A 20,661-nucleotide genomic window follows, 5' to 3' on the forward strand; every position below is an offset into this window, starting at 1 on the left:
TTAAACCCGAAAGGAGGCGCCTGCCGCCAACGTGAGCCGGTTTACGCCCCCGGCGGAATTTGCGCCTCATCGAAGCGGCGCTCTAGGTTGACAAACTTATTATACTCTTTAATAAAAGCGAGCTGCACCGTTCCGACTGGACCATTGCGCTGTTTGGCAATAATGATTTCAATGATGTTTTTGTTCTCAGAATCTTTGTTGTAATAGTCATCGCGGTACAAAAAGGCGACAATGTCGGCGTCTTGCTCAATGCTTCCGGATTCACGAATATCGGACATCATCGGCCGTTTGTCTTGGCGCTGCTCGACGCTGCGCGACAGCTGCGACAAGGCGATGACCGGCACTTCAAGCTCGCGGGCGAGCGCCTTCAGCGAGCGGGAAATTTCCGATACTTCCTGTTGGCGATTTTCTTTGCTACGTCCGCTCCCTTGAATGAGCTGCAAATAATCAATGACAATCATGCCGAGCCCGCTTTCCTGCTTAAGCCGGCGGCATTTGGCGCGAATGTCGCTGACGCGGATGCTCGGCGTGTCGTCGATATAAATGCCGGCGTTCGATAAACTCCCCATCGCCATCGTCAGCTTGCCCCAGTCTTCCGGCGTCAATTTGCCGGTGCGCAAGTTTTGCGCGTTAATGTTGCCTTCTGCACAAAGCATCCGCATCACCAGCTGCTGGGCGCTCATCTCCAAACTGAAAATGGCGACATTTTCATTCGTTTTCGTCGCTACATTTTGGGCAATATTTAAGGCGAACGCTGTTTTCCCAACCGACGGCCGGGCGGCCACGATAATCAAATCGCTCCGCTGAAAACCGGACGTCATCCGGTCAAGCTCGGTGAACCCGGTCGGGATGCCGGTGATTTCCCCATCCCGGTTATGGAGCATCTCAATATTGTCATACGTTTGCACGAGAATGTCCTTAATATTTTTAAAGGCGCCCGAATGCTTCCGTTGGGAAACCTCCATAATTTTGCGCTCAGCTTCATCAAGCAAAACGTCGATCTCGTCTTCCCTTGTATATCCGTCTTGCGCGATCGATGTCGCTGTGCGGATGAGGCGGCGCAGCACCGATTTTTCCTCGACGATGCGGGCGTAATATTCGACGTTGGCCGCTGTTGGCACGGCGTCGGCGAGCTCGCTTAAGTAGGAGACGCCGCCGATTTCCTCAAGCTGCTCGGAAGCGGCGAGTTCCGCCGTCACCGTCACCAAATCGACCGGCTCCCCCCTGTCGGCGACGCGAAGCATGGCGTGAAAAATTTTTTGATGGGCTGCACGGTAAAAATCCTCTGGGATTAAAATTTCCGAAGCAGGCACTAACGCAGCGGGATCCAAAAATACGGCGCCAAGCACCGCTTGCTCAGCTTCAATGCTTTGTGGAGGAATTCGTTCTGAAAACAGCTCGCTCATCGTTTCACCACCTTTTCCCCCGTTGTATCTTTCTCTGTTGCAGCTAATAAGCAAAGGAGCCCCGCCGCAGCGGGCGGGGGCATCTTCGCTTCCTGAAATGAGACGTCGCCGTTATTTTTGTTCTGTCACATGCACTTTCAGCGTCGCCGTTACCTCTGGGTGGAGTTTCACCGGCACGTTCGTGTATCCAAGCGCGCGAATGGCATCGGCAAGCTCAATTTTGCGCTTGTCGAGCTTCAAGCCGTGTTGGGCTTGCAGCGACTCGGCGATTTGTTTGCTCGTAATCGAGCCGAACAAACGGCCGCCTTCGCCTGCCTTTGCTGGAATGGTTACTGTCAGCTTCTCAAGCTGTTCTTTCAATTTTTTCGCATTCGCCAGCTCCTCGGCCGCCTGGCGCTGCTCTTTTTGTTTTTGCGCCTCGAGCGCTTTTAAATTGGCTGGCGTCGCTTCAATGGCCAGCCCTTGTTTAAATAAGAAGTTGTTGGCATAGCCGTCGGCGACATTTTTGATTTCCCCTTTTTTCCCTTTTCCTTTGACATCCTTTAAAAAGATGACCTTCATGATGGATTCCCCCCCTCAAAATAGTCATGAATGGCTTCCCGCAGTTGCCGCTCCGCCTCTCCGACCGTCACCCCGGACAGTTGGGCGGCAGCATTTGTCAAATGTCCGCCCCCGCCCAACTTCTCCATAATGACTTGCACGTTGATGTCGCCAAGCGAGCGGGCGCTGATGCCGACCGTCCCATCTGCCCGCTTGGAAATGACGAAAGAGGCGGCGACGCCGCTCAGCGTCAGAAGCGTATCGGCGGTTTGCGCGATCAACACTTGATCGTGCACCTCGTTCTCGCCCCCCTTGGCGATGGCGATGCCGTGTTCATCAATCACCGTCCGCTCGACCAATTTCGCCCGTCTGACGTAATTCGTTACGCTTTCCCGCAGCAATTTTTGCACAAGCACCGTATCCGCTCCTTGGGCGCGCAAATACGACGCCGCATCGAACGTGCGGGAACCGGTGCGGAGCGTAAAACTCTTTGTGTCAACGACGATGCCGGCAAGAAGCGCCGTCGCCTCCAGCATCGACAGCTTCACCCGCTTCGGCTGGTACTCAAGCAGCTCGGTGACCAATTCCGATGTCGATGAAGCGTACGGCTCCATGTAGACGAGAATCGGCGCTTCAATAAACTCTTCGCCGCGACGATGATGATCAATGACGACGATATGATCCATGCGGTACAGCAGTCGTTCTTCAACGACAAGCGACGGACGGTGCGTATCCACGACGATGAGCAGCGTATCTTCTGTCACGAGCTCAAGCGCCTGCTCCGGTTTGATGCATCTCGACCATAAATCAGCATGTTTTCTCATTTCTTCGAGCAGCCGTTGCGCACCTGCATCCGTTTTTGCCTGGTCAACAACAATAAACCCTTCCTTTTGGTTTGATTGAACGACCTTTAAAATGCCAATCGCCGCCCCGAGCGCGTCCATATCCGGATATTTATGCCCCATAATGAGCACCCTATCGCTTTCAGCGATGAGCTCGCGAAGCGCATGGGAAATGACGCGGGCGCGGACGCGTGTCCGCTTTTCCATCGGGTTCGTTTTTCCGCCATAAAACTTCACTTTTCCGTTTCCGTGTTTGATCGCTACTTGATCGCCGCCGCGCCCGAGCGCCAAATCCAAGCTCGATTGCGCAAGCGTCCCAAGTTCTGGCAGTGGGGATACGCCGGCGCCAATGCCGATGCTCAACGTGAGCTGGGCTTGGTGTTTGGCCGTCTGCTCGCGAACCTCATCCAAAATAGAAAATTTGCTTTTTTCCAACCGGGTCAATATGTGCTCATTCAATACGGCAATGAATCGATCCGACGACGTTCGCTTTAAAAAGATGCCGTAATCGTTCGCCCATCGGTTCAACACAGAGGTTACAAGGCTGTTCAATTGGCTTTTCGCTTGATCGTCCATCCCTTGCGTAATTTCATCATAATTATCAAGAAAAATGATCGCCATCGCCAACCGCTCTGCCTCATATTGCCGTTTCAGCTCCATATGCTCTGTAACATCGAAAAAGTAAAGAAGCCGTTCGTGGCGGCGGACGATGACTTTCAGCTGTTTTCCGTTCAGTTCCATAATCTCCTCGTCCGCCTTTCCTTTTTTGACGAAAGCGGCCAACGGTTCGGACAGCTCGGCAAGCGAGCGGCCAACCAACGTCTGTTCCTTAAAGCAGGAGGCTAAAAACCGGTTCGACCATTCGATTTTCCCTTCCTCATCGATGAGCATGATGCCGATCGGCATCTGCATAAGCGCTTCCTCGCCGACTTTCTTCACCCGATACGACAGGTTGGAAATATATTGCCCCAGCTCTTGATACAAAGAGCGCTGTGACCAAATGACATAATAAAGCGTAAACCCAACGGTGAGAAAGCCGATCAGCCCAAGCAGCCAGTGGAAATAAAACAGGCCGGCCGCCATGAGCACCGCCAAGGCGGCTAACGCATAGGATGGATAGCGGTATGCTTTCCTCTCGTAAAAATGGGACATTCAAGTCAGCTCCTACACTGAAGAAATGGCTCACCTTATCCAATTATTTATAGGCGGCGGCGCAAATCAAATCCTAAATCAATTATACCGAATATCGCCACAAGATAAAGTAGAAAAGGCAGGAATAAACAAACAACCGTCCCAGCGATCACCACGCCTTTCGCAATGCCTTTTTTGTAGGCGGCGTAATACAAAAACGAAAATCCTTGTACTGCCATGGCAAGCTGCAGCACATAAGAGAGGTTCAATACAGCAATATAAGGGAAAGTTCCCTCGGCAAACGGAAACATGGAAAGAACAAGCACCATGATGTATATCCATAGCACGCTTTTTGGCAAGGAGAGCTCACGAAACGGCGGCCACGTGCCGACCGGGAGCTTCAGCCGCTTCATAATGGGCAGCGAGACCATGATGGTCACGTAGGCGAGCGCCAACGCAGCGATGACAAACAGCGTCGGAACCATGTAGCCGATCAGTTCGATTCCTTGTTCAAGCTGCTTTTGCATCCCAGCTGGCGGCTTTTGGCCCATCGCTTCCATCATGCGCATCGCCGTATCAAACGACTCGCGCACTAAACCAAGCGTATCCCGGATCATGTCAACTTGGAAAAATTGAATCGAAATGATGTAATCAAGCACGATGTTGGCTAAAAACACGAGGGCGCCGACAAGCCAGATGAGATAGCGGTTTTTCTGTTTCGCCAACATCGCGCCGACCGTTATGCCAACAGTGCCAAACATAAGCGCCATCGGCAGCGACAAAAACGAACCGATAAGGCTGGAGACAACGAGAGCCGCAACGAGCAGCAACCAGGCAGGGGCAAGCCCGTGACGCATCGTAAACACCATAAATGGAAGCGCTAAAAACAGGGCAGCGACAAAGCCGATCACCGGCACGTACAACGCCATCAAAAACAAAACGGCAAACAGCGCGAGTTCGATGGCTGCTTCAGTGAGGGCGTGCGTTTTCCGCAATGAACGTTCTCCTTTCCATCTAGTTTACTCAGCATAAATAGAAAAAGCAGTAAGGTCCCCCTTACTGCTTTTTTCAGCTCACTCATCGGCAACGTACGGCAACAGCGCCATTTGGCGCGCCCGTTTGATTGCGACCGTCAGTTTGCGCTGATATTTCGCGCTCGTTCCCGTCACACGGCGCGGTAAAATTTTGCCGCGTTCAGAGATGAATTTTTTCAGCAAATCAACGTCTTTGTAGTCGATGTGCGTGATGTTGTTTGCCGTGAAATAACATACTTTGCGGCGTTTGCCACGACCGCCTTTCCGTCCTGCCATGCTTCGTTCCTCCTTTCCGCTTCTATCGTTTCCATGATCGTTCAAAACGGTAAATCATCGTCGGAAATATCAATCGGCTGGCCGTCATTGGCAAAAGGATCTTCGTCGAGGAGGCCAACCCCTTTCTCGCTTGAATGACGGTGGTTCTGATCTTGTCCGAATGGGAACGGATCCCCATAGTATCCGCCTGCTGCTGCCCCACGCTGCTCATTGCTTCCTTTTGGCTCAAGAAATTGGACGTTGTCAGCCACCACTTCCGTCACATACACGCGTCGGCCTTCCTGGTTTTCATAGCTGCGGGTTTGCAGCCGGCCGTCAACCCCGGCCAAGCTCCCTTTTTTCAAGAAGTTGGCGACGTTTTCCGCTTGGCGGCGCCAAACGACGCATTGAATAAAATCCGCCTCCCGCTCGCCCTGCTGATTCGTAAACGGGCGGTTGACCGCGAGCGTGAACGTGGCAACAGCCACTCCGCTTGGAGTGTAGCGCAACTCCGGATCTTTCGTTAACCTGCCGACCAAAATGACGCGGTTAATCATCAGAACCACCTCGTACTATATACAAAAAATTATTCTTCTTCTTTCACAACGATATGGCGGATAATGTCTTCGCTGATGCGCGCTAAACGGTCAAATTCTTGCACCGCTTTCGGCTCTGCCGTGACGTTGACAATCATGTAGTAGCCGTCGCGATATTTTTCAATTTCATAGGCTAAACGGCGTTTGCCCCAATCCGTCACATTCGTAATCTCCGCACCGTTTTCTTTCAACACGTTGTTAAACCGCTCGACGAGAGCTTGTCTTGCTTCATCGTCCATGTTCGGGCGGATGATGTACATGATTTCGTATTTTCTCACGCTCGTCACCTCCTTTTGGTCTAAACGGCCCTTCCCGTCGAAGGGCAAGGAGCAATAATCATTACTCACATTCGTTGATTATACCATGACTGTCGGCAATAAGCAAGGCTATTCCGCTTCATTCCGATGACGGAAACATTCGCCAGAATTAGCACTGGAAGTTCACCACGCCGCCAATCATTTTCCTTTCTCCGCGGCATTGCACATGGAACTCACGCAGTCTGCCGCCCCTTGGCCGCGGACTCTGTCGACAATGGCGTTACACATTGAACCGGAAGTGCATGATGTCGCCGTCTTGCACTTCGTAATCTTTCCCTTCCAGCCGCACTTTGCCGGCTTCGCGCGCCGCCGCCATCGAGCCGGCAGCGACTAAATCGTCGTATGAAACGGTTTCAGCGCGAATGAACCCGCGCTCAAAGTCAGAGTGAATAATACCGGCGCATTGCGGCGCCTTCATCCCTTTGCGAAACGTCCATGCCCGCACTTCTTGTTCACCGGCGGTAAAAAACGTCGCCAGCCCAAGCAAGCTGTAGGCGGCGCGAATGAGCTGATCGAGGCCGGATTGTTCAATGCCGAGCTCTTGCAAAAACTGCTGTTTTTCCTCATCGCTGAACTCGGCGATTTCTTCTTCAATTTTTGCACAGACGACAATCACTTCCGCATTGTCGCTTTTGGCAAACTCACGCACTTCCGCGACGAACGGATTGCTCTCCGGATCAGCGACATCGTCCTCGCCGACATTGGCGACATAAAGCATCGGTTTGGTCGTCAGCAAGTGCAGCTGCTTGACGACTTTCATCTCTTCATCGGCAAACTCGATCGTGCGCGCCGGCTTGCCGGCTTCGAGCGTCTCTTTCAGCCGCAGCAAAATTTCGTATTCAAACGCCGCCTCTTTGTCTTTTTGCTTGGCGATTTTGCCCACCCGCTCCACTCGTTTGTCGACCGTCTCCAGGTCAGCAAAAATAAGCTCTAAGTTGATCGTTTCAATATCGGCGAGCGGATCGACTTTGCCGGCGACGTGGGTGATGTTTTCATCGCTGAAGCAACGGACGACTTGGCAAATCGCATCAACTTGGCGAATGTGCGACAAAAACTTGTTTCCAAGCCCTTCCCCTTTGCTTGCTCCTTTCACGATCCCGGCGATGTCGGTAAACTCAAAAACCGTCGGCACGGTCCGCTTCGGCCGGAACATGTCGGTCAGGACGGTCAACCGCTCGTCCGGCACTTCTACGACGCCGACGTTCGGTTCAATCGTGCAAAACGGATAATTGGCCGATTCGGCACCTGCTTTTGTAATGGCGTTAAACAACGTCGATTTGCCGACGTTTGGCAACCCGACGATTCCTGCTGTCAATCCCATTCGTTCCACTCCTCTTTCCCGTTCGCATCTTCCCTCATTATATGGGCTGGCACAAAAAATGACAAGCTTCAATGCGCACAGTTTGCAGCGCCGGAACGAGAGGGTAATGCTGAGAATGGTTTGAACGGAGCGGATGGATCGTCAACAACCGGTACGGATACTTGGCGGCCAATGCCGGATGAGCTTCTTCCGACTCAGCCGGGTACATGATTTGCAGCCGGCCGTCCATTCCTTTTTGCCGGGCAATGTTCGAAGTGAATTCATATTTGCCGCTTGGCGTTTGGAAACGGCGGTCATGCCATGGCACCGGCTCGACGGGCAGAAGAATACGATGCTCAGCTTTGATCCGCTCGAGCGTAATCCCTTGTGTTTCCAACGGGCGCAGCGCCATGGCGAGAAACTGCTCGCGCGTATAGGCGAACACATCGCCAAAGCCAAGCCGTTTGGCCAGCTCCGTCCAAATCCAAAGATCAGGCTTCGCCTCGCCCGGCGGGTCGACGAGCTTCGGCCCGTAATTCAAATACGCATGGTACATTGACGAACAATAAACGTCTTCTTCCTCAAACGAAGCCGCAACCGGAAGGACATAATCAGCAGCGGCGGCGGTATCAGTCATAAACTGTTCAAAGACAACAACAGTGTTGACCGAGGCAAACGCCTCTTTCATTAAATTCGTATTCGGGCTGACGCAAAAGCCCCTTTTTGATGAGATGCAACCGAAGTATGGGAAAGAGACCCCCCTCCTGAAACCCTTGGCTTTACCGGATGTTTCGTGGCGGTCTATGTTTCCATGCTGCTCCAGATAGGAGCGTTACCGCTCTTTTGGATCAGCCCCTTTTGTCATTCTTCATGCCTGACTAACACTTTTTTCATTTTGCGAATAAACTCTTTGCGCGGCAACAGAACGCTGTGGGCGCACCCCTCGCATTTGATGCGGATATCCGCGCCTAAGCGGATCACTTTCCAACGGTTCGTGCCGCACGGGTGCGGCTTTTTCATCTCAACAATATCATACAAGCCAAATTCCTTCTCTTCCATCTGCTCACCTCCATGATTATCATGATTTCTGCCCTTGCCATTTGGCATCAAGCGGCTCCTCTCCGCTTCGCCGATGCAACACGAACCTTGGGTATGCCATTTCGATTCCGCGTTCGTCTAAAAGCATCTTTACTTCTTTGCGGATGGCTCTTGCCACACCGACATGGCACATCGGCTTCGTTTCGCATGTAATACGAAGCACCATTTCCGAGTTTACTAAGTTTTGCACGCCAAGCAACTGCGGCGGTGCGACCATATCCTCGTATTTGTCCGGCAACTGCAGCAGCAGTTCACGAATCGCTTTTTCTGCCTCTTCAATATCTTCTTCATAGGAGATGCTGATGTCCACTACCGCCAAACTGTTGTGAAGTGAATAGTTCGTCACTTGCGTAATGCTGCCGTTAGGCAAAATATGCACTTCTCCCGTCCAGCTTTTAATTTTCGTCACCCGAAGCCCGATCTCTTCCACATACCCTTCAAAATTGCCGATGCGGACGTAATCGCCGACCGCAAACTGGTCTTCAAAAATGATGAAAAACCCGGTGATGATGTCTTTTACTAAGCTTTGCGCCCCGAAGCCGACGGCCAGGCCAACAACCCCGGCCCCAGCCAACAACGCTTTGACCGGAACACCAAACGTATCTAAAATCATCAACAGCGCCATAAAATATAGTACGTACGTAATCACATTGTCTAACAGCCGCGTTAACGTCATCTCTCGCCGTTCCGAAATGCGGATCGGTGCTTTCTCCCGCACTTTGAACATATTATGAACGGCTATTTTCAACACTTTCACTGCTGCGGCGCATATGAGTAGGATAAGAACAATCTTAAGCGCCCCTGTTCCAATTCGAAGCCATAGCTCCTCATTCGTCAACAGCTCGAGCAACCGGTTAACCGTTTTTTCCATCGCATTCAATGTTGACGACACCTCAACCTTTTTCTATTCTGCGCTTTTATTTTAACAAGATGGACCGCCGATTTGTAGTCAAATGCAGGCAACGGGCGAAAAAGAAAAGACAAGAAAAGACAAGAAAACAAACATCGAGATGTATATGATTTTTTTATTTTCCGTATACTGTTAATAATTTTGAACCGAAAGTAGGAGTGAATCGCATGAGCATACCGTCGATATTTTTCTCTTCCCGGGAAGAAAGGAATCGCGTTTTTTATGATGAACAGGGGGCGGCATCGTCCATCGCCTGGCGAATCACTTCGCTGCTTCCCGATCCGCTCGTTCAACCGATTGCCGTCGTCTGCATCGGCACGGACCGTTCGACCGGCGATTCGCTTGGACCGCTCGTCGGCACGATACTGAAGGAGAAGCCATTGGCCCGTTTTCACGTATACGGAACGCTTGAAGAGCCGATTCATGCGGTCAACTTGGAAGAAAAAGTGGGGGCCATTCAGCTGATTCATCGCGATCCGTTTATCATCGCTGTCGACGCTTGCCTCGGACGGTTGAAAAGCGTCGGGGCCATCACCGTGTCGAAAGGGCCGGTTCGCCCCGGAGCCGGAGTGAACAAGCAACTTCCCCCTGTCGGCGACGCCCATATTACTGGAGTCGTCAATGTGAGCGGGTTTATGGAATTTTTCGTCTTGCAAAATACGCGTCTTCATCTCGTCATGAATATGGCGAAAACGATCGCCAACGGCATTTATGAAGCGGAGCGGCACATCATCCGCAAAGAGCGAGCCGCCCAACCGCTTCTGAAAGACCGGCATTCCTTATGGTAAACAGCAAAATCCCCTCTCATCCGGCTGTTGTTCTTAAAGAGGGGATTTCTTTTGCGCTCCTTGAACGCCCGGTTTAGGCGCTCCCTCTGCACGGACGTCGTTTGTCCGCTCTCGGCCGAAGAGGCGGCCGTCTATTAGACGAATGAAAGAACACACACGGCAGCCGCCACGACAAGAATGCTCGGCAGCAAATTCGCCACGCGAATGTTCGTCAAACCGAGCATATTCAGCCCGATGGCCATAATTAAAATTCTGCCGGTGGCCGTTGATTCCGCGATGAATGAATCCAGCACTTCCCTTGGCACGAACCGTTCAATTTGCGTGGCCAGCAGCGCGATGCCGCCTTCGTACAGGACAACGGGCAGGGCGGAGAACATGACGCCGATGCCGAGCGTCGTCGTCAAAATGACGCTCGCAAAGCCGTCTAAAATCGCCTTCGTATACAAGACGCTATGATCGCCGCGCAGTCCGCTGTCAAGCGCCCCAACAATCGCCATCGCCCCGATGACAAACAACAGCGTCGCGCTCACAAATCCTTTGGCACTGCCGATTTCTCCGCTGCCGCCGACTTTCTTTTCCAGCCATCGTCCGAGCCGGTTCAGCTTTTCCTCCCAATTCCACCATTTGCCGAGAATGCCGCCGAAAACAAGGCTGAAGATGACAATGAGAAACTGTTCGCTTTTCATTCCCATTTGGATGCCAAGGAGCGCCACCGCCAGTCCGATTCCTCCCATCACCGTCTCTTATACCCGTTCGGGAATGCGGTGAAACCATTTTCTAATCAATGCCCCGGCTACAATGCTGAGCCCGTTCACAATCGTTCCTAGCAATACCATGATGTTCACCCCTCTCTAGCTCCAGCAAAAATAAACCGGCCCTTATTGCCAGACCGCTCTACTCGTCGAACTGCACATCAAGCAGTTCCAATATTCTTTGCAAGTCTTCCGGAGAAAAAAACTCGATTTCAATTTTCCCCTTTTTCTTCGTCTGTTTGATCGTGACGTTTGTGCCGAATTTTTCGCGCAACAGCGATTCGCTCTCACGGAGAAACACGCTTTTTTCCGGCGGTTTCCGTTTCGATGTTTCACGTGAAACATTTTCGTTGATTTGCCGGATCAGTTTCTCGAGCTGGCGGACGTTCAGCCCGTCGCGGACAATCCTCTCGATCACGAACTTCATTTTGCTTTTTTGCTTCAGCCCGAGCAGCGCACGTCCATGGCCCATTGACAGCGTTCCATCGGCAAGCAGTTTTTGCACGTCGGGAGGAAGCGACAAGAGGCGCACATGATTGGCGACGTGCGGGCGGCTCTTTCCGACGCGGCTGGCGACTTCCTCCTGGGTCAGATGCAGTTTGTCCATCAACATTTTATAAGCCATCGCTTCTTCAATCGGGTTCAAATCTTCGCGCTGCAAGTTTTCCAAAAGGGCAAACTCCATCATTTGTTCATCGGTCAGTTCGCGCACGACGACCGGCACAAACTGCAGGTTCGCCTCTTTTGCCGCCCGGTAGCGCCGCTCGCCGACGACAATTTCAAACCCTTTGACCGACTGGCGGACGATGAGCGGCTGCAAAATGCCGTGCTGCAAAATGGACTGTTTTAACTCTTCGATCGTTTCGGGCTGAAATGTTTTCCGCGGCTGGTATGGATTCGGATGAAGGACATGAATGCTGACCTCCTGCACCACTCCCTCTTTTCCGTCGAGTTCGAGGTTGTGAAACAGCGCATTAATGCCTTTGCCAAGACCTTTAGCCACGCTCAAGCACCTCCTTCGCCAACTCTAAATACACTTCCGCCCCCCGCGATTTGACATCGTACAAAATCACCGGCTTGCCGTGGCTTGGCGCTTCGCTCAGCCGCACGTTTCTCGGGATGATCGTTTCGTACACCATTTCGCGAAAATACTTTTTGACCTCCTGAATGACTTGCAACCCTAAATTCGTCCGCGCATCGAGCATGGTCAACAAGACGCCTTCGAGGCGCAAATTATAGTTTAAGTGGCGCTGCACAAGCCGAATCGTGTTCAGCAGCTGGCTGAGCCCTTCAAGCGCATAATATTCGCACTGGACGGGAATCATGACGGAATCGGCCGCCGTCAGCGCATTCAGCGTCAGCAGCCCTAGCGAAGGGGGGCAATCGATAATGATAAAGTCGTACATGGCTTTCAGCGGCTCAAGCGCATTTTTGAGCCGGATTTCTCGGGAAATGACCGAAACAAGCTCAATTTCTGCACCGGCAAGTTGGATCGTCGCCGGGATGACATATAAGTTTTCAATGTTCGTCGGCCGAATGACCTCTTTCGCCTTCATATCGCCAATAATGACATTATAAATGCATTCGTCGACATCGCCTTTTTCAATGCCGATGCCGCTTGTCGCGTTTCCTTGCGGATCGGCGTCAACGAGCAGCACTTTTTTTCCGAGATGCGCCAAACAGGCCGACAGGTTGACAGCTGTTGTCGTTTTTCCGACTCCGCCTTTCTGATTTGCAATAGCAATGACTTTGCCCACGGTGCCACCTACCTCTATTCCTTACTCGTAAATTCTATTTTACCATGAAAAAAGGAAAATGACTTTGTTTTCTGAAAGAAAAAAACCCCATCAGCTACGCTTGATGAGGCAAAAGGCGACTTGATGATTATTTTTTCGCGATGCGAATCGTAATTTGATAGTAATCGTCAAATTCCTCTTCTTCGGAATGGACGGATACGCCACTGTTTTCCACCATGGAGAGCGATTGGCGGATCGTGTTGACGGCGATACGCATATCGCGGCTGAACGCCTTCCGTTTCGGCTTCGGCTTTCGCTCGCCAGCCTCGAGCATCTTGACGACCCTGTCTTCCGTCTGCTTGACGTTGAGCTGTTTGTCGATGATTTCTTGCAACAGTTTCAGCTGTTTCTCTTTATCTTTCAACACAATTAACGCGCGTGCGTGGCGCTCAGTGATCGTCCGCTGCAACAGCGCCTCTTGCACTTCCTGAGGGAGTTTTAGGAGACGCAGCTTGTTGGCGATCGTTGATTGCCCCTTGCCAAGGCGCTGGGCGAGCGCCTCCTGCGTCAAATCGTGCAGCTCGATCAGCCTGGCGTACGCCATCGCCTCTTCGATCGGCGTCAATTCCTCGCGTTGTAGGTTTTCGATGAGGGCGACGGAGGCGGTTTCTTTGTCGTTTAAGTTTTTCACAATAGCGGGGATTTCCGTCCAGCCAAGCTTTTGCACCGCCCGCCATCTCCGCTCGCCGGCAATGATTTCAAATTGGCCGTTTCCGCATTCACGCACAACGATCGGTTGAATAATGCCATGCGTGCGGATCGTCAACGCCAATTCATCGATTTTCTCCTCATCGAACACAGCGCGCGGTTGGAAACGGTTTGGAATAATGCTGGAAATGGGAATATGGCGCACTTCTTCCCGGTCTTTGTCTTCTCCCATTTCTTCTTGCTCTTTTTCTCCAAAGCTGAACAAGCGCGAAAACGTATGCTTCATCCCCCTACACCACCTTTGGACATACTTGGCCGATATTCTCTGTTTTGCCCGGCATACGCCGCTGCTTTAGGCCGTCTTTTGTTTCCCTTGGCATAGGACGCAAAGCGGAGGGACGGACCCCCGCGCCGTCTGCAAGGGGTTTTATTGAATCGGTTGTTTGCTCGGCATTCCCGGCTTGCGCGGATATCGAGCCGGCGTCTTTTTCGTTTTGCGGACGAAAATGATCGTCCGTTCGCCCTCTTCGAACGGCAGCATGAACGTTTCCACCGCCGCCACCTCCCCGCCAAGCACAGAAATTGCCTTCTCCCCCTCTTTCAGCTCTTCCGGCGCTGAGGCAGCTTTCATCGCAATGAATGTACCGCCTGTCTTCACAAGCGGAAGACAAAGTTCAGCAAGCACCGGCATGCGCGCCACCGCTCTAGCCGTGACGACATCGAACGATTCGCGCATCCCCTTTTGGCGGGCGAACGTCTCGGCGCGGTCATGGTACAGCGCTACATCCGCAAGTTCCAGCTCTGCTGCGAGATGCTCCAAAAAGCGGATGCGCTTTTGCAGCGAATCGACGATCGAGATGCGCAGCTGCGGAAAGCAAATTTTGAGCGGAATGCTCGGAAACCCCGCCCCGGCGCCTACATCGCAAAGCGATATAGGCGCGGAAAAATTGTAATAGAAAGCCGGAGAAACCGAATCAAAAAAATGCTTTACATAGACGCCGGGCTTGTCCGTAATGGCAGTCAAATTCATTTTCTCATTCCATTCCACAAGCAGTTCATAATAGCGCTCAAACTGCGCAAGCGCCCGGGAAGAAAGGGAAATCCCTCTCTCTTCAAGCATGGATTGAAATTGTGTCGCCTCCATATGCCAATCCTTTCCCTCATGATTTATTCATTCGACACGCGCGCGATTCTTCCTTGTTCCAAATACACTAATAATATCGAAATATCGGCGGGATTGACGCCGGAAATGCGCGATGCCTGGGCAATTGAGAGCGGCCGCACTTGCTTCAGTTTTTGCCGCGCCTCGGTCGCCAGCCCTTGGATGGCGTCGTAATCGATATCTTCCGGGATTTTTTTGTTTTCCATTTTTTTGAGCCGCTCGACTTCCTGCAGCGATTTTTGGATGTAGCCTTCGTACTTGATTTGAATTTCGACTTGCTCGGCCACTTCCGGAGCGATGTCCTCGTCCGCCGGCGCCAGTTTTCGAATATGTTCATACGTCATTTCCGGACGCCGGAGCAAATCAGCGGAGCGGATGCCGTCTTTCAGCTCGCTTCCGCCCGCTTCGCGGATGACTTCCTGCACTTTTGGCGTCGGTTTGATGATCACCGTTTGCAGCCGCTTTTTCTCCCGCTCGATCGCCTCTTTTTTCGCCAAAAATTTTTGATACCGCTCTTCGGAAATGAGGCCGATCCGATAGCCGAGCTCGGTCAGGCGCAAATCGGCGTTGTCGTGGCGGAGCAACAACCGATATTCAGCGCGCGAGGTGAGCAAGCGGTACGGCTCGTTCGTCCCTTTCGTCACCAAGTCGTCGATTAAGACGCCAATATAGGCGTCCGAACGGCTTAAAATGATCTCCTCGCGGCCGAGCGCACGGTGGGCGGCGTTAATGCCGGCCATAATGCCTTGGCCCGCCGCTTCTTCATAGCCGGACGTACCGTTGATTTGCCCTGCGGTATACAAGTTTTTCACAAGCTTCGTCTCGAGCGTCGGCCAGAGCTGGGTCGGCACGATCGCATCGTACTCGATCGCATATCCCGCCCGCATGAGCTGCGCTTTCTCAAGCCCCGGAATCGTTTCAAGAAGCTTGCGCTGAATATGTTCCGGCAGGCTCGTTGACAGTCCTTGCACGTACACTTCTTCCGTTTCCCGCCCCTCCGGCTCGAGGAAAATTTGATGGCGCGGCTTGTCATGGAACCGAACGACTTTATCTTCGATCGATGGGCAATAGCGCGGTCCGGTTCCTTTAATCATGCCGGAGTACATCGGCGACAAATGCAAATTTTCATCGATGATTCGGTGCGTTTCCTCCGTCGTGTACGTCAGCCAGCACGGCAGCTGATCCGTGATGTATGTTGTCGTCTCGTACGAAAACGCCCGCGGCTCTTCGTCGCCCGGCTGAATTTCCGTTTTGCTGTAATCGATCGTCCGGCTGTTGACGCGCGGCGGCGTGCCCGTTTTAAAGCGGACGAGCTTAAACCCAAGCTCCTCTAAATGCTCGGACAGCTTGATCGACGGCTGCTGATTGTTCGGTCCGCTCGAATATTTAATGTCGCCAATGATAATCTCCCCGCGCAAAAACGTCCCGGTTGTGATGACGACCGCCTTGGCGTAATAATGAGCCCCCGTTTGCGTAACGACGCCTTTGCAGACGCCGTCTTCCACGATGAGCCGCTCAACTTTGCCCTGCAGCAGCGTCAAGTTTTCCTGCCTTTCAAGCGTCTTCTTCATTTCCCGCTGGTACAGCACTTTATCAGCCTGGGCCCTCAGCGCGCGCACGGCCGGGCCTTTCCCGGTGTTGAGCATCCGGATTTGAATGTATGTTTTATCGATGTTTCTTCCCATTTCCCCGCCGAGAGCGTCGATTTCACGCACGACGATCCCTTTCGCTGGGCCGCCGATCGACGGGTTGCACGGCATGAACGCAATCATATCAAGGTTAAGGGTGATGACGAGCGTTTTCGCCCCGATGCGCGCAGCTGCCAATGCCGCTTCACAGCCAGCATGGCCGGCGCCGACGACGATGACGTCATACGATCCTCCTTGGTAATCCATGCTTGTTTCCTCCTTGCTTATTTTCCTAAACAAAATTGAGCAAACAGCTGATCAATCAAACTTTCGTGCACTGTATCACCCACGATTTCGCCAAGCAGCTCCCACGCCCGGCGCAAATCGATTTGCACAAGATCGACCGGCATGCCGGCGTCAATGCCGGCCAAGGCATCGTCAATCGCCTGTTTCGCCTGCTCGAGCAAGGCGATATGGCGGGAGTTGGAGACGTATGTTAAATCGCCGGCTTCCAGTTCGCCGCCGAAAAATAAGTCAGCAATCGCCTGTTCCAATTCATCAATTCCTTGTTCGCGCAACAACGACGTCGCCACAACCGGACGGCCGGCCGCCAGCTCGTTCACGCGCTCCATGTCAATCTTCTTGGGCAAATCGGTCTTATTCACAATGACGATGACATCCATCCCTTCCGTCATCGCAAACAGCCGTTCATCTTCTTCTGTCAGCGGTTCGTGGTAGTTTAAAACGAGCAAAATTAAATCGGCCCGCTTCAACATTTGCCGGGAGCGCTCGACGCCGATTCGTTCGACAACATCTTCCGTTTCCCGGATACCGGCCGTATCAATCAAGCGGAGCGGCACGCCGCGGACGTTGACATACTCCTCAATGACATCGCGCGTCGTCCCCGGGATATCGGTGACGATCGCCCGATTTTCATGGGCGAGCGCATTTAACAGCGAAGACTTGCCGACGTTCGGCCGTCCGATAATGACCGTGGCCAACCCTTCGCGCAAAATTTTCCCCTGATTGGCGGTCGACAAAAGCTTTTCAATTTGCCGGCGCACATATTGCGCCTTCTCCTTTAGCAGCCGCGGCGTCATCTCCTCGACATCATCGTATTCGGGATAATCGATGTTCACTTCAACATGCGCCAGCGTCTCCAAAATCGTCTGCCGCAGCTCGCGGATGAGCTTGGAAAGACGCCCCTCCATTTGCTGCAAGGCGACATTCATGGCCCGGTCCGTTTTCGCTCGAATCAAGTCAATGACCGCCTCCGCTTGGGACAAGTCAATGCGCCCGTTTAAAAACGCCCGCTTCGTAAACTCGCCCGGCTCGGCAAGCCGCGCTCCGTTGGCGAGCACTAACTGCAAAACGCGGTTGACGGAAACAAATCCGCCATGGCAGTTAATTTCCACCACGTCCTCGCGTGTAAATGTTTTCGGCGCCCGCATGACCGACACCATCACTTCTTCGACGACCCGGCCGCTTTTCGGGTCGACAATATGCCCGTAATGGATCGTATGCGACGGGACGTCTTTCAGCCGCTTCCCGCTCGGGCTCCGAAACAGCCGGTCAGTGATCTCCACCGCCTCATCTCCGCTCAGCCGGACGATGGCGATCGCCCCCTCGCCCATCGGCGTTGAAATGGCGGCAATCGTATCCAATTGTGTCACCGCTTTTCACCTCGCTTTTCTCCGTTTCTTCTATATCCACAGCCTTTCTCAGCCGCATGCTCCCTGTGCATAGTTGTTTAGTTCAATTTTAACTTATCCACATGTGAATAACAATATGGCACGCTCAGCCCCGCTGTGGAAAAATATATTGCTGGCCCATTTTCGCGCAGCCGCAAGTACACAAGCGAAAGAGGGCAAAAAAAGAGGCCTCCTCCACATTCGTTAGAGGGGCGTCCTTTTCGTTGGCGATTTTTTGCTTGTTATCGGGGAAACAACAATAAGGCGGTGCGGGTCAACTCCAACCGAATAGGTAGAGACATGCTTATGGCCGGCCAACGCAGCATGGATGATTTTGCGTTCATGGGCGGGCAACGGCTCCAGCCTCACTTCTTTGCCTGTCCTGACCGCCTGAGCTGCCAGTTTGTGCGCCAGTTCCACAAGCGCCTTTTCCCTTCGTTCACGATAATGCTCCACGTCAACCGCAATCGACACATATTCCTCCGCATGGCGATTGGCAACAAGCTGCGCCAAAAACTGGAGAGCATTTAAAGTTTGGCCGTGTTTGCCGATCAACAAACCGACCGGCCCCCCATGGATGTGGAGCGTCACTTGCTTGCCGCAGCGGACAGCTTCGACGTATGCCTCTTCCGCTCCCATATGCGCAATGACTTGCTGCAAGAAGCGCACCGTCTCCTCAACCGGATCCATTTTCAACACCGCTTTGACAACCGCCGGCCGGCCGCCAAACAAGCCAAACCAACCTCTTTTCCCTTCGTCGATCACAACAATAACCGCACGCTCTCGAGGCACGCCAAGCTGCGCGAGCGCCAACTGCACCGCCTCTTCGACTGTCCGGGCAGTCGCGGTCACTTCTTTCACTTTTTCGCTCCTCCTGAATGGGCGGCAATCTCCGGCCCTTTAATGAGATACGTTTGCACAATGGAGAAAATATTTCCGACGACCCAGTAAAGCGACAAAGCAGCTGGGAAGTTGATCGCGAAAATGACGATCATAATCGGCATCATCCAAAGCATCATCGCCATTTGTGGATTTTGCTGAGCGGAGCCGGCCATCATGATCTTTTGCTGGATAAACGTCGTCACCCCGGCAATGACCGGCAAAATAAAATACGGATCCTTTTCGCCAAGGTCAAACCATAAAAAATTTTGTTGGGCAATTTCCCTTGTCCGCATAATCGCGTGGTAAAAACCGATTATAATCGGCATTTGGATTAAAATCGGCAAACAGCCGGCCATCGGATTGACCCCGTGCTTTTGGAACAAGAGCATCATTTCCTGCTGGAGCTTTTGCTGTGTCTGAGCGTCTTTCGAACTGTACTTTTTACGCAACGCCTCTATTTCCGGCTGAAGCGCTTGCATCGCTTTGGCATTGCGCGTCTGTTGGATCATCAGCGGCAAAATCAACAAACGGATTAAAATAGTGACGACAATAATCGACAACCCAAAACTTCCGCCGAGCAGCCCGGCCACATATTTGATCAGCCAGGAGAGCGGATAAACGATATACTCATTCCAAAATCCTTTGCTTTCCGGAGTGATCGGCTGATTGATTTCCGTGCATCCGGCCAGCATGGCAGCCAATGCACCGATCAAAGCAATGAATAGTATTCGCCTTTTCACCTTCTTTTTCCTCCCACATGTACAAGTTCACTGTATGTATTTTATCATCTTTTTCCGCCCTTGTGAGAGCGTTTTTTCAGGCTAAATCCGGCGTTCAGCCTCCTTTTTCAGCCCCCCGGCTTTCCGCAGCACATGGATCAAACTTTTTTTCACTTCCGCGTAGCCCATTTCCGCCGCAGGCTGCCTGGCAATAATGACATAGTCCTTGCCAGGGGCGACCTCTTCTTTCAATTCAAGAAAGCATTGGCGGACGTATCGTTTGATCCGGTTTCTGACAACCGCTTTGCCAAGCTTTTTGCTGACTGACAGCCCAATGCGAAAATAAGGCTGCTCAGGACGGTCAAGCGTGTAGACAACAAACTGGCGGTTCGCCACCGAGACGCCCTGCTGAAACACCTCTTGAAATTCCTCGTTTTTTTTGATGCGATATTTTTTTTTCATGCCCCTAAAACACTCCATTTGCCTAGTTTCCCGCCGCCAAAACATTGAGAAAAAAGACCACTGAAGCTTCAGTGGCCTATTATGCAGACAATACTTTTCTTCCTTTGCGACGGCGGCGCGCCAATACTTTTCTCCCATTTTTCGTGCTCATGCGCGCGCGGAACCCGTGCACTTTGCTGCGCTTCCGTCTATTTGGTTGATACGTCCGTTTCATCTATGACACCTCCCTGAAGGAATAACTGTTACGGGCAGTCTTTCTCATTATATTGAACAATCTCAGCAAATGTCAACCGCCCCTTTCTCTTTTCTTGAGGCGGCCTTGATGTGGATAAATTTTTCTGTCCTCAACCACAATCCACAACATTTATCGACATTTTTTTCACATACGCAACGGTGTGGATAACGTTTTTTTCACAACCTGTCCGTTTTGTGGATAATCAAAAAATTCCGTTGCAACAAGCCGTTTTATTTGCTATTATTATTGTGTTTTCACTATGGTCGACAATGGATAACTGTGTGGATAAAAAAACATATCCACACTTGTGGATAGGTTGTGGATATGTTTTTTCACATCTTGTTTATAATGTTGTCCACAGTTGGTGGGTTTTGTCGAAAAGCCGTCTTTTTTCCTTAATATATCTTTTCCACAAACTTATTTTTTTAAACAAATGATTATCCTCTGAATTAAAAGGGAGGGGCAACGG

Annotated in this window: 21 protein-coding genes and 2 pseudogenes; 1 reads left to right on the forward strand and 22 read right to left on the reverse strand. The window is 52.0% G+C overall.

The annotated features are described in order from the left end of the window. Positions 1 to 41 precede the first annotated feature (41 nt). The 11 genes and pseudogenes from dnaB to QSJ10_RS15285 all read right to left on the reverse strand — a co-directional run bounded on the left by dnaB (position 42) and on the right by QSJ10_RS15285 (position 9,399). Positions 42 to 1,406 carry a replicative DNA helicase gene (gene dnaB, locus QSJ10_RS15235; protein ID WP_033016901.1) on the reverse strand — a complete coding sequence of 455 codons (1,365 nt, stop codon included), beginning with the start codon at positions 1,404 to 1,406 and terminating at the stop codon, positions 42 to 44. 111 nt (positions 1,407 to 1,517) lie between these two features. Beyond that, complete coding sequence (gene rplI, locus QSJ10_RS15240; RefSeq protein ID WP_033008865.1) at positions 1,518 to 1,967, reverse strand: 50S ribosomal protein L9; 450 nt, start codon at positions 1,965 to 1,967, stop codon at positions 1,518 to 1,520. Continuing rightward, complete coding sequence (locus QSJ10_RS15245; RefSeq protein ID WP_053532725.1) at positions 1,964 to 3,940, reverse strand: DHH family phosphoesterase; 1,977 nt, start codon at positions 3,938 to 3,940, stop codon at positions 1,964 to 1,966. Before QSJ10_RS15245 ends, rplI begins: the two co-directional genes overlap by 4 nt. A gap of 47 nt (positions 3,941 to 3,987) precedes the next feature. After that, positions 3,988 to 4,914 (reverse strand): YybS family protein, encoded by a 927-nt coding sequence (locus QSJ10_RS15250; RefSeq protein ID WP_033016903.1) that lies wholly within the window; start codon positions 4,912 to 4,914, stop codon positions 3,988 to 3,990. A gap of 78 nt (positions 4,915 to 4,992) precedes the next feature. Further along, the gene (gene rpsR / locus QSJ10_RS15255; protein WP_008880812.1) at positions 4,993 to 5,229 is read right to left on the reverse strand and encodes a 30S ribosomal protein S18; all 237 of its coding nucleotides are present in this window, start codon (positions 5,227 to 5,229) and stop codon (positions 4,993 to 4,995) included. 41 nt (positions 5,230 to 5,270) lie between these two features. Next, a complete protein-coding gene (gene ssb / locus QSJ10_RS15260; protein WP_033016904.1) occupies positions 5,271 to 5,765 on the reverse strand; it encodes a single-stranded DNA-binding protein in 495 nt (164 codons plus the stop codon). Positions 5,766 to 5,794: 29 nt separating this feature from the next. After that, positions 5,795 to 6,082, reverse strand: a complete 288-nt coding sequence (gene rpsF / locus QSJ10_RS15265) for a 30S ribosomal protein S6 (RefSeq protein WP_033008861.1) — start codon at positions 6,080 to 6,082, stop codon at positions 5,795 to 5,797. Between the two features lie 259 nt (positions 6,083 to 6,341). Then, positions 6,342 to 7,442 (reverse strand): redox-regulated ATPase YchF, encoded by a 1,101-nt coding sequence (gene ychF, locus QSJ10_RS15270; protein WP_049624894.1) that lies wholly within the window; start codon positions 7,440 to 7,442, stop codon positions 6,342 to 6,344. A gap of 67 nt (positions 7,443 to 7,509) precedes the next feature. Beyond that, positions 7,510 to 8,124, reverse strand: a pseudogene (locus tag QSJ10_RS15275) (molybdopterin-dependent oxidoreductase); the annotation flags it as partial. A 158-nt stretch (positions 8,125 to 8,282) separates the two neighbouring features. Beyond that, entirely contained in the window at positions 8,283 to 8,480 is a 198-nt protein-coding gene (locus QSJ10_RS15280; RefSeq protein WP_033008859.1) for a DUF951 domain-containing protein, read from the reverse strand. A gap of 19 nt (positions 8,481 to 8,499) precedes the next feature. Next, positions 8,500 to 9,399, reverse strand: coding sequence for a mechanosensitive ion channel family protein (locus QSJ10_RS15285; protein WP_053532724.1), 900 nt, complete (start codon positions 9,397 to 9,399; stop codon positions 8,500 to 8,502). 197 nt (positions 9,400 to 9,596) lie between these two features. Between QSJ10_RS15285 and yyaC the strand changes: the two genes are divergently transcribed. After that, positions 9,597 to 10,217: a spore protease YyaC gene (yyaC, locus tag QSJ10_RS15290; RefSeq protein WP_049624135.1), complete on the forward strand. Its 621-nt coding sequence runs from the start codon at positions 9,597 to 9,599 to the stop codon at positions 10,215 to 10,217. A 134-nt stretch (positions 10,218 to 10,351) separates the two neighbouring features. Here yyaC and QSJ10_RS15295 read toward each other — a convergent pair. The 11 genes and pseudogenes from QSJ10_RS15295 to rpmH form a co-directional block, all read right to left on the reverse strand. Further along, positions 10,352 to 11,053 (reverse strand): annotated as a pseudogene (locus QSJ10_RS15295) (DUF554 domain-containing protein). Between the two features lie 58 nt (positions 11,054 to 11,111). Beyond that, positions 11,112 to 11,972 (reverse strand): ParB/RepB/Spo0J family partition protein, encoded by an 861-nt coding sequence (locus tag QSJ10_RS15300; RefSeq protein WP_033014251.1) that lies wholly within the window; start codon positions 11,970 to 11,972, stop codon positions 11,112 to 11,114. Next, a complete protein-coding gene (locus tag QSJ10_RS15305) occupies positions 11,965 to 12,726 on the reverse strand; it encodes a ParA family protein (protein WP_033010849.1) in 762 nt (253 codons plus the stop codon). The genes QSJ10_RS15300 and QSJ10_RS15305 overlap by 8 nt, the downstream gene beginning before the upstream one ends. A gap of 127 nt (positions 12,727 to 12,853) precedes the next feature. Continuing rightward, complete coding sequence (noc, locus tag QSJ10_RS15310; protein WP_033014250.1) at positions 12,854 to 13,699, reverse strand: nucleoid occlusion protein; 846 nt, start codon at positions 13,697 to 13,699, stop codon at positions 12,854 to 12,856. 141 nt (positions 13,700 to 13,840) lie between these two features. Beyond that, entirely contained in the window at positions 13,841 to 14,557 is a 717-nt protein-coding gene (rsmG, locus tag QSJ10_RS15315) for a 16S rRNA (guanine(527)-N(7))-methyltransferase RsmG (RefSeq protein ID WP_033010847.1), read from the reverse strand. A 23-nt stretch (positions 14,558 to 14,580) separates the two neighbouring features. Next, the gene (gene mnmG / locus QSJ10_RS15320) at positions 14,581 to 16,470 is read right to left on the reverse strand and encodes a tRNA uridine-5-carboxymethylaminomethyl(34) synthesis enzyme MnmG (protein WP_053532723.1); all 1,890 of its coding nucleotides are present in this window, start codon (positions 16,468 to 16,470) and stop codon (positions 14,581 to 14,583) included. 17 nt (positions 16,471 to 16,487) lie between these two features. Next, positions 16,488 to 17,876: a tRNA uridine-5-carboxymethylaminomethyl(34) synthesis GTPase MnmE gene (gene mnmE, locus QSJ10_RS15325; protein WP_033014247.1), complete on the reverse strand. Its 1,389-nt coding sequence runs from the start codon at positions 17,874 to 17,876 to the stop codon at positions 16,488 to 16,490. 222 nt (positions 17,877 to 18,098) lie between these two features. Continuing rightward, on the reverse strand, positions 18,099 to 18,755 hold the full coding sequence (gene jag, locus QSJ10_RS15330; protein ID WP_033014246.1) for an RNA-binding cell elongation regulator Jag/EloR: 657 nt from the start codon (positions 18,753 to 18,755) through the stop codon (positions 18,099 to 18,101). After that, positions 18,752 to 19,516, reverse strand: coding sequence for a YidC family membrane integrase SpoIIIJ (gene spoIIIJ / locus QSJ10_RS15335; protein ID WP_033014244.1), 765 nt, complete (start codon positions 19,514 to 19,516; stop codon positions 18,752 to 18,754). The genes jag and spoIIIJ overlap by 4 nt, the downstream gene beginning before the upstream one ends. Before the next feature lie 81 nt (positions 19,517 to 19,597). Continuing rightward, complete coding sequence (gene rnpA, locus QSJ10_RS15340) at positions 19,598 to 19,957, reverse strand: ribonuclease P protein component (RefSeq protein WP_033014243.1); 360 nt, start codon at positions 19,955 to 19,957, stop codon at positions 19,598 to 19,600. A gap of 79 nt (positions 19,958 to 20,036) precedes the next feature. Then, positions 20,037 to 20,171 carry a 50S ribosomal protein L34 gene (rpmH, locus tag QSJ10_RS15345; RefSeq protein WP_020961658.1) on the reverse strand — a complete coding sequence of 45 codons (135 nt, stop codon included), beginning with the start codon at positions 20,169 to 20,171 and terminating at the stop codon, positions 20,037 to 20,039. Positions 20,172 to 20,661: the final 490 nt, after the last annotated feature.

The organism is Geobacillus stearothermophilus ATCC 12980, from assembly GCF_030369615.1.
GTDB lineage: Bacteria > Bacillota > Bacilli > Bacillales > Anoxybacillaceae > Geobacillus > Geobacillus stearothermophilus.